The sequence below is a fragment of the Bradyrhizobium sp. LM2.9 genome, assembly GCF_054056555.1.
In genome coordinates this window covers 7,550,626-7,564,855 of the sequence record NZ_JBSRYJ010000002.1, presented here as the reverse complement: position 1 = coordinate 7,564,855, position 14,230 = coordinate 7,550,626, and the positions used below count along the sequence as shown (strand labels likewise).

Genomic DNA, 14,230 nt, shown 5'->3' with positions numbered 1-14,230 from the left:
CGGCTACGCTCAACCTCTGAGAGAAAGGCTTCGCAATCCAATTGAATGAAGGATTGGCGTCGCTCGATACAAAGAGGCAGAGACTCAAGAGCATCCTGCTGCAGAGGGGCACAAATGGCTATGGCTGCTAAGCAAATCGTACCTGCACTAGGATTAGACTCGTTCTCCTGTCCGCATGTTAACTGCGGAGCGATAGCACATCAGACTTGGTACAAACTCTACGCTACCGGCTACAGTGAAGATGGCAGACCTTGGCTTCCCGATGCAGAGACGATTGAGGAGTTTAAGAAGCAAAAGTTTGGTGCTGAGGCTATTGAACATTTTGAGCGGATGCTGCGGAGGGAAGTCTTTTTTGAAGAAGGAACAGGCACCTTGTATTCAAAAATGGGACTGGTGAATGTTGCCTTGAGCAAATGCTACAGTTGCAAAGGTATATCGATTTGGCGGGCAGACGAACTTATTTACCCTTTGAATCAGGTAGCGATTACGCCAAACGAAGGAATGCCTGCGGATGTAAGAGAAGATTTCCTTGAGGCAAACGAGATTCTCGACAAATCTCCTCGGGGCGCCGCCGCTCTTTTGCGTCTGTGTATCCAGAAGCTTCTTGTTCATCTCGGTGAAGCGGGCAAAAACATCAACGACGAGATCGGCAATCTTGTGCGAGGGGGTCTAGATAAGAGGATTCAACAAGCGCTCGATGTTGTCAGGGTTGTGGGGAACAGCGCCGTTCATCCAGGACAGATAGACCTACGAGATGACAAAACGACCGCGAGCAAGCTTTTCGGACTGGTGAATGTAATCGTAGAATCACAGATCACTCAGGCGAAACACATTGCGGATATGTACCAGAACGTTGTTCCGGACACCGTGAAACAACAAATCGAAAAGCGCGATTCTCCTAAACAATTAGAGCCACCCAAGCCCGAACCGTAGCCTCGTTTTTCCCTTTCGGGTGAAGGCTAACCTGGATCGGTGGCTGGATGACCGATGAGTTCATTTGGAAGGGTGTTGGTGCGACGCAGACCGCCAACCAATCAATAACCAATACTACGGCGCAACCAAACGCGAACAAACGTCCTTATTCATCATCAAATTCATCGGTATTTTCAGCATCTTCCGGCTTCCCCTTCCCGCTCATAACGGTCTGGTTGCAGGTTCGAGTCCTGCCGGGCCCACCAATGAAACCAAGTGTTTCCTAGATTTTTGCATCACATATCTGGACCACCGCACCAGAAACCGCACCAGATACGTGCGGCTTTCGTTCGCCGATCGGATGGCCGGCTTCGTGCGGACCTGAGGGCATGAGCAAGCAACTCGGTCGGAACCGGAAATCGGTTGAAGGAGGTGAATGGTTCCTCGTTTTTCCGGTCGACCAGGATTAGGCGCTGTCGGAGAGATGCTCGTCCGCACTCTGCCGCAAGATGCGGTTAGCCGCTGCGTTACGTAGCGGAGGATCCCAGACTACGCCCTTGTCCGACGGCGCGGTGAGCAGGATCGTCGTGCAGGGAAGGCCGGCCGCGTCGAATTTGCGTGCAATGAAGTCGCTTTCTGCCCGATCATGGCTCGACATGATCAGCTGGTATCCTTCTAGCTCTACCATGTTGCGCATGACATCAACAAATGCGGCTGTATGGATGATGTCGTTATGTTGGAGCGGATCATCGAGGAGCAACGCACGCCAAGTGGACCACGGATAGGCAGTGCTAGCTGCACACAGGATGCTGAAACCGTTGGCGGCAAGCTGGCCCTCACTCAACACCAACTGCGGCGGCAAGTCCTTTTGGGTCTCGATGGCATGCTCGACCTGATCGCGATACCGTAGCGCCATGCCGAAGCTGGTTGCGTCGACGCGGGTGTCGGCTTTGAATTGTATCGTTTCGCCCGGCGTGCTTAACATTGCTTCGTTGAAATCATCGATGACAACGTTGAGCGGATCCAGCACCCGACTGGCAAAGTCATCCGCCTCAGTTTTGAGCTCCTCGCTATAGCGACCGACGGCGAGGCGCGTCGCGGTGGTTAGCTTCACCGCGTCACGCGCGGCGTCCGCCTTCGCCAGCAGCCCGGCAAGATAGGCCGCCGGATCGGCCACGCCACTTTCGCCTCCGGCTTGACGCATCGCTTCCTCTACCTGGACAATCTCCGCATGCAACAGGGTGCTCTCGTTGTCTCGCGCAAGGACGACTTGGCGCTCGGTCAGCACGCGGAATTCACCGACTAGATCGGCAAGCGTGGCCGTCGCCTTGTCCAGCACTGCTTGGCTCGGTTGCCCGTCGAGCCCAGCCCGCGTCCATCGCGTCACCATTTCACGGGCCGTTGCCTCGGCGGCGTTACGCGAGGAGTTCGCTACGGCAAGTTCCCGCTCTGCCCTGGAGAGCTCCGCACGTAATCCTGCGAGCGCTGTCTTGGTCGCGGCGGCAGCATCAGTTAGCCGCGCGAGCTGGGCACGTGCGATTTCAAGCTCCTCCCGCCGGTCAGTCAGGCGCTGGTTGACACGTTCGAGCGAGCTCTCCGCCCACCCCCGCGCTGCGATCCGGTCAACACAGGCTTTGTCTTCGGCACGGAAGACATCAAGCCGACCCTGCGCTTGGTTTTCGCGCATGATCAGGTCCTCGAGTTCGGTCGCGAGCGTCTCACGTTGCTGGGCGTATTGAGCGGCGAGCGCGGCCAGCGGCTCAAGCTCTTTCACTGCGTCAGCGAGGACTGCTGCCGCGTTGCGAGCCTGCGCATGCACGATCGCATGCAAATCAGCCGAGTCATCGACTCCAAGAACCCGGGCCAATGCCGCTCTTGCGTCTGTGAGGGCATTCGCCGCCGCGCCAGCGTCGCGCTCGCGCTGTATGGGCGCATCGACGACAGACTGGCGCGCGTCTATCGACGTCGCGAGCCGGGCATGTTGCGCGCGCAGTCGCTCCAGTTTCTCGTCGGCATCAGCCAGTTGTCCGTCACTCGTTGAAGCCGCCGTCTCGACGAGCGACTTCAGCACTCCGGGCGCGAAGGGGGTGCGGCAGACAGGGCAGTTGGTGTCATCCTCGTGGATATGGCTCGCTAGTCCGGCAAGAGCCTCGCTGATCGCGCTCGCATGGCGGACCGCCTCGGCACGGGCTTGGACTGCTTCGGCGATCTCGGCCTCGAGGCTCGTGCGCTCTGCGATCTGCGAATCAAGATCGCGGCGCGCCGCCGCAGCCGCATCGCGTGCGGTCGCGAGGGCCGCTGCCAATCTGCCAGATTGCTCCTCGAGGTCCATCAACGTTGGCAACGACTTTAAACGCCCGCCCGTCGTTTCCGCTTCTTGGCGCAGTCTGGCGACGTTCGCCGCTGCGTCGCCTTGCCGGTTGATCGCAGCATCGGCCTGCTCGAAGACTGCGCGCTTGGCGGCTATCATCGTCCCGGCCTCGGCCACGTCCTTTTGCGCCGTATCGATCTGAGCAGCGAGCTGATCGCGCCGGGCGATATCCGCTCTCACATTCTCGAGGAGTCCGATCTCCTGCTCGATCTCCGCGATCGCGGCGGTTTGGTTCACGACCGCCTTGTCCGCAGTTTCCAAGCTTGGGGCGGCGCGCTCGACAGCTGCCTGGGCTTCGCTTGCGGATTGTCGCAAGCGAACGAGAACTGGGTGATCGATCCGGCCTTCTTCGCTGACCCGGGTATAGGTTACAGGCAAATCGTCGAGTGCGGCGAAGCTGGCAAGGCGGGCGGTCCCGTTGCGCAGCGCATCGCCCATACGGTCACCGAGCGCCGCCAGCCGGCGGCTGGTGCTTTCACCAGAAACCGGGTTCGCGCTCTCGCCGAGCAACCCGTCGAGCTCAGCTTCAAGGGCTTGGGTTCGCTCCAGCACTTCGCCGGGCGTTAGTGCGCCGGTCGCGCGCGCAGCCTGTTGCAGTCGAACGAGGCGCGCGGTCCAGCCTTGCCAATCAGCGATTTGACGCTCAATCGTGCTCACGCTGAGCCGTTCCTGCTCGAGCCGTCGGTTGAACGCGGCGACGACGGGACGTCCGCGCAATCCCGAACGAATTTGCGCCAGACGCTCCAACCCGCTCGGTCCTTTGATCGCCTGCCATTGATCTTGCGGTTCACGGCTCGTGAAGCGCTGTTGTGCGGCTTGTCCCAGGAAATGGGTGAGCGCGAGATATGTGCTCAGATCCTCGATGGCACGGCGGTCGGATCGCGCGAGCTTCGCAATGATCGAAGCCGTTGCCGTTGCTTTGTTGATGCTACGCTCGATGGGCTCGCAATCCGAAAAAGTCAGCACGACCTTGTGCGATCCGGCTTCTGCCCCGCGTCGTGTCAGATAATCACTCTCGACAAGCCTTTTTCTGCCTTTATTGAGATAAGGCGCGAATCGGCGGATCGTCCCAGTCAACCCCCACTCGATGGCGTCGAAGAAGCTGCTCTTTCCTAAGCCGTTCGTGCCCATAAGCAGAACCAAGCCGGGGGCCGCTGGTAACTCAACATCGAACACGCCGAACGTGCGGAAATTGTGGATGCCAATGCGCGCGAGATAGATGCTCATGACTGGCCTCTCCGTTCCCAGGCTTTGACGAGCGCGGCGACGATCTGATCAGGCGCCTTGCTATCGTCGAGTGCGATGCTTTGCCATTCGGCGGCGGTCGTCCTCGGCAGCCCCGGCGTGGTGGCGGCGGTCGAACTGAGCTGATCGAGCGCCACGTCGTCGAACTCACCTTCTTTTCGGATCCAGGGGCGCGCGAGAAAGGTGCGTTTGAGGAAATCTGCGAAGCTTTCGTCGTCGCGCTTCGGATCTTCCGGCCGGAGCCAAGCCAGCTTGCGTGCGACCCGGTCGTCCCGTTCCACCATCAGCGCTAGCGCGCGCCAGACCTCTTGGCGCTCGCTTGACCGAGGTCCCAGCAACATCAACTGGAGGTCGAGGGTCTCGTTGGGCGTCAGATACGACCGCGCGACAACGCATTGATTGCGATATCGCCGCAGAGTCTCTCGCACGGCCTCGAGCGCGGCAGTGTCGGGAAGAACCCCGAGTATGATGTTGAACCTGTTGATTCTGAGCGCGTGACACTCGGTGGGAAGGTCGGTGGGGCTGAGCGATGTTGCGGCAGACGTCCCGCCACTGAACGAAGTCGTGGCGAGCTTGCTCCGATCCTCGACCGCAAGGTCCAACCTTAGCGCTGCGTATCGCAGGCGATTGGCAAAATCGGCCAGGTCGGGCGAGAGAGTGGTTCGGTCGTCGCTCATGCCTCGGCTCCTTTCACGATGGCTCGCTCGAGCGACGAGAAGTGACGTGCCTCGATTGTCGCCAGCAACGCGGCAAGTTGGTCGGTGCCGGCAGCCACGGCATCGATAAATTCGCGGCTGATCCACATCATGACTGGCCCCGAGCCGTCCGTCTCACTCAGCGACGGCTGCTGGGTCTCGACCAGGGCAAAAGCCCGCTCCGCAATGCGGGCAACCTCGATGGCACCTTGGACCGACAGGATCACGAACTTGAGTTTGCCACATGTAGTTCGCTGCGCACAGCGACATGGCGGTTCCGTCGATACGATCAGCTGCGCACCCGTGACCAGTCCATTCGGGAGCCTCGCCCCGCTGGCGTAATAGATTCCCGGGCTTCCCGGGCTTGGGATCGGTCCTCTGCCACACGGCCGCAATTGCCAGCGAAATTGCCGTACCTCGAGCGATCGCGCCAAACTTCGTCGGGCCAACGAGAATCTGTGCGGCGTCGCGGTCACCGTCGTCGTCGATCGCACAAGTCAGAAGGCGCAGGAAGTGGTTGAGGAGCGCTGGATCATCCTCGAATGCCACGCGCCATTCCGCCCATGTGGCGCGCATCCCTTCCCTTAGATCTTGCGCGACTTGAAAGCCGATCCGATGGCCAGAATCCTCGCGGTTAACCAGGAAGCGTTCGAGATGGTCATTCAAACGCCCGAGCATCCAGCTATCGAGCACGGTATGAACCTGGCGGGCGAACCGCGCGGGGTCATCGGTGATTGGATCCTGGGCGCCGCCGCCGGGATTACCAGCAACTATCGCCGGCATAGCCATGCCTTCAGCGTGCGGTGAGTCAACGCTCAGACGAGCGACATGGTCGCGCCATTGCGCGGGCGCTGCGCGCAACGCCGCGCGCTTGGCATGGCAGGCGACGCGAAGGATTGCACCCGCTGCAGCGCCAAGGTCGGTCGGGGCATCGGGGAGGATGATCTCGAACGGCTGGTCATTGTCCCATGAACGCACCAGGTCTTGCGGCGTCGCGCCGCCGGACCAGCGGATACGGTCGCCCACGCGGCGCAGTTGCACGGTAATCGGCACATGCGGGGCGGCCTGCCGTTGAACGCGGCGCGACAGCGGAATATCTGCTGAGCGCGCGGCTTCGGCAAACATGTCGCGTGCGGCACGCGAAAGCTTGGGGACCAAGGTCGCATCCCCGTGACGCTCGAGCCATTCTCGATGCGTTTCTTCGAAGCCGGCGAGATGATCTGCGAACGGGCGACGCGCATCGTTGCGCAGTGGCCCGCGACGAATGATCACTGCGTCGGCGCCGATTATTTCGTCGTCCGTGAAGTTGGGCTAAGCGACTGAGCCAGAATCGCATTTGTCTTTGTAGACTGATTTGGGATTGCAGGGATTTGATGCTTCGGGCATCGGAAGCTTGCGATTTCATTTTCAGGATTCCGTCGAATCGCCAGTCATGATTCCGTGGTCGCATCGGAGGTGGCGATGCGACCGAAGAAGCACAGGACGACGGGATCGGGCGATCTGTTCCGGGCCAGGCTGGACCAGATCATCAACATGAAGCACGAGCTGGTTCAGCTCGCCGGCAAGGTCGATTGGGACTGGATCGACGGCGAGATCGCGCCGCTCTATAGCGAGAACGGGCGTCCGGGCATCGCGACCCGCTTCGTGATCGGGCTGCTCCTGCTCAAGCACATTTACGGCCTGTCCGATGAGGGTGTGTGCGAGCGTTGGGTCCACGACCCGTATTTCCAGTACTTCACCGGCGAAGAGTTCTTCCAGCACGCGTTCCCGCACGAGCGCTCGGACCTGAGCCACTGGCGCAAGCGGCTCGGCGACAAGCTGGAGCTGTTGCTGGCCGAGAGCCTGCGGGTAGCGCACGAGGCCGGCGCGTTGCGCAGCCAGGACCTCAAGCGGGTCACGGTCGATACCACCGTGCAGCCGAAGGCCATCACCTTCCCGACCGATGCCAAGCTGCTGCACGCGGCGATCAAGGGGCTCAACCGCCTGGCGAGGAAGCACGGGGTCAGGCTGCGGCAGTCCTATCTTCGCATCGCCAAGACCGCGGCAATGATGGCGGGGCGCTACGCTCATGCCAAGCAATTCAAGCGGCATCAGCGGCAGTTGCGCATCCTGCGCAGCCGGCTGGGCCGGATCATTCGCGATATCCGCCGCAAGATCGAAGGGCAGGCGGTGCTCGAGAACGCCTTCGCCCTCCCGCTCAGCCGGGCTTCGCAGATCCGCTCGCAGCAGCAGCGCCAGCGCGGCTGGAAGCTTTACTCCTTCCACGCCCCGGAGGTGGAGTGTATCGGCAAGGGCAAGGCAGCCGCGCCTTACGAGTTCGGTGTCAAAGCCTCCATCGTCACCAACAACCGCCGTGCTCCCGGTGGCCTGTTCGTGCTGCACGCCAGGGCGCTGCCCGACAACCCGTACGACGGTCACACCTTGCGCGACGTCATCGACCGCACCGAGACGCTCACCGGCTGTGCGATCGAGCGGGCCTATGTCGACAAGGGATATCGCGGCCACGACGCACAGAATCCCCGTCGCGTCTTCATTTCGGGTCAAAAGCGCGGCGTCTTCGGTGTCATCAAGCGCGAGCTGCGCCGCCGCTCCGCCATCGAACCCATCATCGGACACCTGAAGACCGATGGTCACCTCGGCCGCTGCTACCTCAAAGGCCGCGCAGGAGACGCCGCCAACGTCATCCTCTCAGCCGTCGGCCACAACTTCCGCCGCATCCTCGCCTGGTTCAGGGCTCTTTGGTGCCTGATCCTGACCGCCCTCATCGCTGCTGCCAGCGACCGATCACCGCTTCAACCGGGTTGTTAACGGACGACTATTTCGCCATCGCAATCGAGCCAGAAGCGTGCGGGCTCTGGGCAGGGCACAGGTGGGTCGCCCCGTTTGACAGACCTGTTCTGGAGATGGCGGAAGCTACGTACCGGATCTGCCCCGCAAGCCTTGATGGTGAGATAGGCTGCGATTCGGTTGAGCGTGGAGGTCGTCACCTCGAACATTTCGGCATGAAGCGTTTGCAGGACAAGGTGGACGCCCGGTCGCAATTGCCGAGCAACCGCGTCGACCAAACCGATTGCGCGCAACCGGTCCAGCAACTCCCCATCATATGCCGCGATGAAGTCAAAACGCTGCCCGGCGGCGTCAGCTCCTCGCGCACGCATGTCTATCGCGGTGATGATCGGCGAGATTTCGGCTATGCCGGGATGATTAGCGATAAGCCGGATCATCCCAGCGTGATTGAAATCGGTCGAGCCTGCCGCGACGAAGTCGATCAGCCCGCCGTCGCCGTTCCCGCTAATGAAGAACCGCGGCGCAGGCCGGCCCTCGAACTCGCCGACTGGGACGCCGGCATCCGACCAGTAGCTGCTGTTCTGGATGTTCGGAACCGTCTCCTGCGGCTCTAGGCCGAAGCCGATCGCAAGGAATACCATGTCAAAACGGTCAGTACGCTCGCGATCTGATCCCACCGGAGCGTTTAGATCGGTGAAGGCGAGCTCGTAGCCCGTGCCGGCCTGTCGTATTTCATTGACTCGGTGCCGTAGACGCTGCTCAAGCCGGTCTCCAACTCGGACCGCGATGTCCTCAAATTCGACAACCACGTCGTCACGCACCGTCCTGCACGTTCCGGCCTGCCAGTCCAGTATCGGGAGGTCAGCGACGGGATCGGTCGTGTCCAAGGCAGGCCAATCGTAGATATGAGGATCGAGGTTTCGGCGGTCGGTCGTCGACTGCAACGACAAAAGATTCCCCGCGCCCTCAAACAAGACCACTTGGCTCGCTGACGCCAGCACGGCGCCCGCCGCACACGTCAATCCCGCGGCACCAGCGCCGATGACCGCGATGCGTGGGTTGGATCGAAGATAGCCTTGATCGGCCAAGGCGTGAACTAGAGATAGGGCGCGTACCTGCTGCGCATAAAATGTAATACGACGGTCGTAGCATCCCAGAACGAACAGATGTGGACGATCACGAACCCGGGTACCCGCGATGACATCGAGTGGCAACAGATCAGCCATGAGGCTTGCCCGCTCGATCAGACGTCAGGAAAGGCATCTGCAATCCGCCGCTCGGTTCTCGCCATTTCGCCGCTGCAAGATATCCCCCATGCACAACGCTGCGTTGTAGTCTTTGCGGCCGTTTATGGATAGGGCAAGGATCGACTACAATATTATGAAGGAACGGCCACCTTAGGATTGGGGCGTCACCTTTCCTCAATACGTTCAAAGCGTCACTCCCAGTCCAGCCGCTCGGCGCTCTCGTCGTGGCGATGTGCTTGAGCTTCGTAACTGTCGGCTAGCGTGTCGAGAGCCTTGGCGGTATGCGGATGGTCAAAAGAGATAGCCGTCGACCAGTTTCGGTACTTTGCCGCCTCTTGGCGCTCAAGATTTCCGCCGTCGCGCGGCGATCGCATCGTAACGCCACGTCGATTGCTTTTGCCTATCAAGAAGCCATCGATCATTGGTTTGCTGCGAAAGAGATCGATCGCGTCGCGGACCGCTTCGTGCGGCCAGTTTCCGTCCGTACCAAACGGGGAAGCAGCCAACACGTTGCCAATCCGACTGTCGGCGATATCTTCCCGGCCCGCTGCTTTGGCGAGCGAGCGAGCTTCCTTGATCCACGTCTCTAGAGCTGTGGCGTCTATTGCACCATCGTCCTGAGTCCCAGGAAGACGATCCCACTCATCAAGCAACCGATAGGCCTGGTTTGCGACGGCGCGGGCCCGCTCGGGGTTTTCTGGCTCTGCGTCTACGACGCCGCTCTCTTCTTTTGCCTTGAACACAACGCTGAGCATTTCGACGAAGAAGGATGGCTGTTCTGAAAGCGCCTTCAGCAGCACCTTCGGCGGTCGGCGTGAACGGGTCAAAACCGGCAGGTAGGTCCACTCGACCCTGGCCAGCACCTTTGTGTCTACGTCGCTACGATTATCCAGCTGCTGGAGGATCTCTGCGACGTAGTGCTGGAACATTGTCGCTTCGTTCCTGTCGGCATCAGTTTCGAAGGGCTGGCTGGCCGCCTCGAGCAGGACCTCGAGGAGAAGATCGGAAGGAAGGTCAGTCTGATTGTCGCGTCCCGCTAGCGGCAGAGCGTGACGGGCACGTCCGACGGAGATCAGCTTGCGGATTGCAAACCCCACCTCCTCGGTGTCTTCGCTCATCCAGAACACTGGCGTTTGACGCCAATAAATCTCTTCGAGTTCTGCGCCAGCTTGGGCCGCTTGGTTCCAGGTCCACCGCGCGACCAGGGAGTGCGCGCAGTATTGTAAGCAATGCTGTGTCGCCCCAAGCCTGGTCCTTTGCCTTGGCAATCAAGGCCGCAGCCCAAGGCTCTTTTCGGTCCGCAAAGGCTGAAATGATGAGGCCGTGAGCGACCGCGCGTTCGTGCGCGTCGTCGCTGCGAATAGCCGCGACCAGCAGTGATTCAAGATCGAGCTCTGACAGGCCGTTATCATAGAGGGCCTTGCCAATGTAGCCAGCCGTTCCGACCATGCGTGAGAGCGCTCGGATGGTTGAAACCCCGCCTTCGGAGAACAAGGCTTGGGCAGCCCGGCGCCTCGCCAGATCGACGTCACGCTGTTCCGTCTTCCAGCCCTCGGCCGAGGGGTTTGGCAGGGCGGCTTCCTGTTCGAAGAGCCATGCGGCGCGCTCTATCGGATCAGCGGGCGCGAAGCGATCGTAGATTGCTTCGAGTCGGTCAAGCACCCCGCTAGGCATCGACCACTCGGCGTCCGGAAACTGCCGATGGTGATGGAGCACACGACGCAGCGTCGTCCATATTGTCGCGCGATCGGCCTTTTCTGTAATCTTCGGTTCGGCCACCTCCAGTGCCGCAGACCCACCTTCCGGGTCGGGCGACAAGTCGGCGAACCGCTCGAGCAGTGCCGTCCACCTGCCGGCGTCGAGGCCAACGTCAGCAAGTAGACGTTCGGTGATCGCCGCGGCCCCACGGCCGATGAGGTTCCAGGTAACGACCTCGCTCTCATCAACTGTGAAATCACGCCACAGCGGCTTTGGCGCCGGCGAGGAGGTATCGTGACCCTGCGGAAGGATGCTCAGCATAAGCCTCCACGCGGAGTCGCTCTCGTGTTTTCGAATCGAATCGAGCGCTTTTAGCCGCAGATCGAGCGGCGCAAATGTTTGTGGGATCCAGAGAAGGTGGATCTCGCGGAGGCTGTTGGCTGGCCGATTGGCATATTGTCCCGGTGGACTGTCGATGGCGTCTAGGCGAGCCAGGACATGGGTCACTCGAGGCATTAGTTCGGGCGACCAGGCCAAGGACTCCAGAGCCCAAAGCAGGTCTGATAGATGTTCCGCACCGAACATGCCTTCACCTGATCTACCGAACAGGGCGCGGATGGGCGGATCGTTTAGATCAAGGCTATCTTCAACTGCGCTTAGGAAAGCGCTCGGTGACGCCTCAGCCAGCAGTCGGAAATCCCGAGAGAGCGACCACCATCGTTGTTGAGTGGCGTTGGCCAGCAGCTTGGCAACGATATTGTCGGCGCGGCGTGCGGCGTCCGGGACAATGCTCACCTCGTCGCCCCACAGTGCGAGCAGGATCAGTACCTGTCCGATTCCATGACGCAACATTCCCGAATAGTCAGGATGAATTCCTCGAACGTCCGCCATCCTGCGCTCGTCGGGATCCATTTCGAATCTTGGGTCCGCAGAGCCGAGCACAGCGTGCGCAGCGTCTTCGAAACGTTTGATGTCGACGCTCGTGAGGTGCCGTGCGAGCCAAAACCATGCGTCTGGCGGCGACGCGATGCGCCAGGTTGAGCCGATCTTTTGCAGTGGGCTGTCGAACTTGCCGACGTAGGGGACTAGATCGCGGATGATAGCGTCATACGGCTGATCGGCGAGTTCGGATAGCCGAGCCCGATCGTGCTCAGCGTTCTCGTCCCAACCGCCCGCGAGTAGTGCCGCCAGCAATGCTTGGGGCGGTGTATCTTCCGCCCATTGGGGCTGGCGTCCGGCAGCTGCTGGAATACGACGACGCAGGACAGCCAAGTTGCGAGCACTGTCGCGCGCGAACGCCTCGGCACGAGGCTCAGTAATGCCTGCCGCAACTAGGGCGCCGGAGATCCCCTCGCGTGATGGTCGCGCGAGCGAGCGGACTTCGCCCCGGGAGATCGGTCGCTCGTCATAAGCTTGCAGCACAAAGTGTCCGCGTTCTGCTAGCGAGTGTGCCAAGCCGGGGTCTGGTTCAGTCAACACGATAATCAAGGGGGCTGGCGCGTTTGCTAGTGCCCGCGCAGCGGCCGCAGTCGTTGCCACAAGACAGCGGGCTCTGTAGGCGGCTGCCATATCCTCCGGCAGCATCGCGAGCGTGGCGTAAAAAAAAGCCACCGCCTCGTCGGTCGTGGTCGCTTGGATGGAGAAGACGGAAGGTCCACCGCGAAGCCAGCGGAGAACGTCAGCAGCGTCTTGGTCCCGATCACTCAGCACCAAGTCTTCTGTCAGAGGCCATTTGGTGGCGAGCGACCACTCTTCCCAAACTTCGTCGAGCTCGCGTGTGCCGTCCGGTCGTTTCCCCAAACGAACCGCCAGCCATAGTCCAATCGCTGGTGTTTGTTCGATCCAGTGAACAAGGTCATCGGCGTCATAGACGCGAACGTTGGCCCAGGCGCCCTCGGCCTCGCGGGTCTTCGCCCACTTATCCTTGCCCGGCCAGTGGCGCGGAGTGACGAACACAAAGGTCGCGTTGGCCGGATCCAGCGGCGCAGGTTCGTCAGTTCGCTTACGGTAGTCCTCTGTTGCCTTCTTCTCGATATCGCGGCGCTGGCTGCCGATCTCCCAGCCGGCATCGCCTTTCGGCACGTAGGTGCGTCCGATCTCGGTCGACGTCCGTCCGTCCCAGCCCGGGTGGCGAACGCCCTCGTCCGCGGGGAAACGGAGGTGAACCGTCGTGCCGCAAGTTGCGCGGATCAGATAGGCGAGAAGAGTCGGCAGGCTGACGGCACCGTCGGTCCGGTTCGCCCAGTCCGAGAGATCCTCCGCGCTCACCCAACGGATGGGTGCGCCAGGCCGTTCGGATGTGGTGATAATTGGGACCGCGGGCCCGATTACCGCTCCCGTTGGCAGGAACCGGATGCCAGCGCCTTCGAGTGCGGTGCGAATCGCTTGGGCGTTGTTGGCGACCGGGGTCCGTTGGCCCCTCTCAAAGTCCGCCACAGTCGAGGTCGCTACACCGGCTTGCTTAGCCAGGTCCTGTTGAGACCACGCCAAAAGAGCCCGGGCAGCCCGCACGTGCTTAGGAGTCAGGTCGGATGGGGAACTTTGTTGGGCCATGGTCATAAGAAATATATGACATCAGTTGAGTTTTCCCAACTGTCATTTTTTGTCGACAAATCTAAATTTTTGCCGACAATAGATAACAACATGGCTGGAAATCGTATGACCCATCGCGAGACCGCCCTTCGTCTCATCCGAGACCGCGGGATCGCGCGTGCCCGCGACTTCACGGCGGCGGGCATCCCGCTCAGCTACCTGAAGCGCCTTACCGACGCCGGCGATATCGTCCGTCTTGGACGCGGTCTCTACCAAGACCCTGAACGAGTCGGCGAAGACACCGCACACGATCTCGCGGAAGCCGCACGCCTTGTACCATACGGCGTCGTCAGCCTCGTTAGTGCGCTTCGCCGTCATGAGCTGACGACTCAGCTGCCACACGCCGTGTGGATGACCATACCACACAAGGCACGTACGCCGAACGCCCAAGGCCTGCGACTCGAGATCGTTCGGGCGACTGGAGATGTCCTGACGGCGGGGGTCGAGCACATCCGGGTCGAAGGCGTCGATGTGCCAATCTATGGCGTCGCGAAAACAGTTGTCGACTGCTTCAAACATCGCCGTCACGTCGGCGAGGACGTCGCAATCGAAGCGCTCCGAGACGCTCTGCGGCAACGAAGGACCACGCCAAGTGAGCTCATGAAGTACGCTGGCATCGACCGGGTTACAGCGCGGATCGAGCCCTACATCAAGGCGATGCAATGATGGCCAAGATTCTCAAG

Annotated in this window: 10 protein-coding genes and 1 pseudogene; 3 read left to right on the top strand and 8 right to left on the bottom strand. The window is 60.8% G+C overall.

Translation table 11 applies throughout. The features are described 5' to 3' along the window. The first annotated feature begins 114 nt into the window (after window positions 1-114). Window positions 115-933 carry a DUF4145 domain-containing protein gene (locus tag ACVWW3_RS38310; RefSeq protein WP_456651268.1) on the top strand — a complete coding sequence of 273 codons (819 nt, stop codon included), beginning with the start codon at window positions 115-117 and terminating at the stop codon, window positions 931-933. Window positions 934-1,378: 445 nt separating this feature from the next. Here ACVWW3_RS38310 and ACVWW3_RS38305 read toward each other — a convergent pair whose 3' ends face one another. From ACVWW3_RS38305 to ACVWW3_RS38290, 4 genes are read right to left on the bottom strand one after another with little or no spacing between them, the layout of a single operon-like run. Further along, window positions 1,379-4,510, bottom strand: coding sequence for an AAA family ATPase (locus ACVWW3_RS38305; RefSeq protein ID WP_456651269.1), 3,132 nt, complete (start codon window positions 4,508-4,510; stop codon window positions 1,379-1,381). Then, window positions 4,507-5,205: an ABC-three component system middle component 1 gene (locus tag ACVWW3_RS38300; RefSeq protein WP_456651270.1), complete on the bottom strand. Its 699-nt coding sequence runs from the start codon at window positions 5,203-5,205 to the stop codon at window positions 4,507-4,509. The genes ACVWW3_RS38305 and ACVWW3_RS38300 overlap by 4 nt, the downstream gene beginning before the upstream one ends. Next, window positions 5,202-5,450 (bottom strand): ABC-three component system protein, encoded by a 249-nt coding sequence (locus tag ACVWW3_RS38295; RefSeq protein ID WP_456672373.1) that lies wholly within the window; start codon window positions 5,448-5,450, stop codon window positions 5,202-5,204. Before ACVWW3_RS38295 ends, ACVWW3_RS38300 begins: the two co-directional genes overlap by 4 nt. Further along, on the bottom strand, window positions 5,359-6,495 hold the full coding sequence (locus ACVWW3_RS38290) for an ABC-three component system protein (protein ID WP_456672372.1): 1,137 nt from the start codon (window positions 6,493-6,495) through the stop codon (window positions 5,359-5,361). The genes ACVWW3_RS38295 and ACVWW3_RS38290 overlap by 92 nt, the downstream gene beginning before the upstream one ends. Before the next feature lie 189 nt (window positions 6,496-6,684). Here ACVWW3_RS38290 and ACVWW3_RS38285 point away from each other — a divergent pair, with 189 nt between their 5' ends. Beyond that, entirely contained in the window at window positions 6,685-8,031 is a 1,347-nt protein-coding gene (locus ACVWW3_RS38285; protein WP_456648401.1) for an IS5 family transposase, read from the top strand. Here the strand turns inward: ACVWW3_RS38285 and ACVWW3_RS38280 are convergent. From ACVWW3_RS38280 to ACVWW3_RS38265, 4 genes and pseudogenes are all read right to left on the bottom strand, one after another. After that, on the bottom strand, window positions 8,028-9,236 hold the full coding sequence (locus tag ACVWW3_RS38280) for a hypothetical protein (RefSeq protein WP_456651272.1): 1,209 nt from the start codon (window positions 9,234-9,236) through the stop codon (window positions 8,028-8,030). The two genes, ACVWW3_RS38285 and ACVWW3_RS38280, sit on opposite strands and share 4 nt — an antisense overlap. A 212-nt stretch (window positions 9,237-9,448) precedes the next feature. Next, a complete protein-coding gene (locus ACVWW3_RS38275; protein WP_456672371.1) occupies window positions 9,449-10,375 on the bottom strand; it encodes a hypothetical protein in 927 nt (308 codons plus the stop codon). Next, window positions 10,272-13,223 (bottom strand): XRE family transcriptional regulator, encoded by a 2,952-nt coding sequence (locus ACVWW3_RS38270; RefSeq protein WP_456672475.1) that lies wholly within the window; start codon window positions 13,221-13,223, stop codon window positions 10,272-10,274. The genes ACVWW3_RS38275 and ACVWW3_RS38270 overlap by 104 nt, the downstream gene beginning before the upstream one ends. Window positions 13,224-13,382: 159 nt before the next feature. Further along, window positions 13,383-13,508 (bottom strand): annotated as a pseudogene (locus ACVWW3_RS38265) (transcriptional regulator); the annotation flags it as partial. 15 nt (window positions 13,509-13,523) lie between these two features. Here ACVWW3_RS38265 and ACVWW3_RS38260 point away from each other — a divergent pair. Then, window positions 13,524-14,213 (top strand): type IV toxin-antitoxin system AbiEi family antitoxin domain-containing protein, encoded by a 690-nt coding sequence (locus ACVWW3_RS38260; protein WP_456672370.1) that lies wholly within the window; start codon window positions 13,524-13,526, stop codon window positions 14,211-14,213. The last annotated feature ends 17 nt before the right edge of the window (window positions 14,214-14,230 follow it).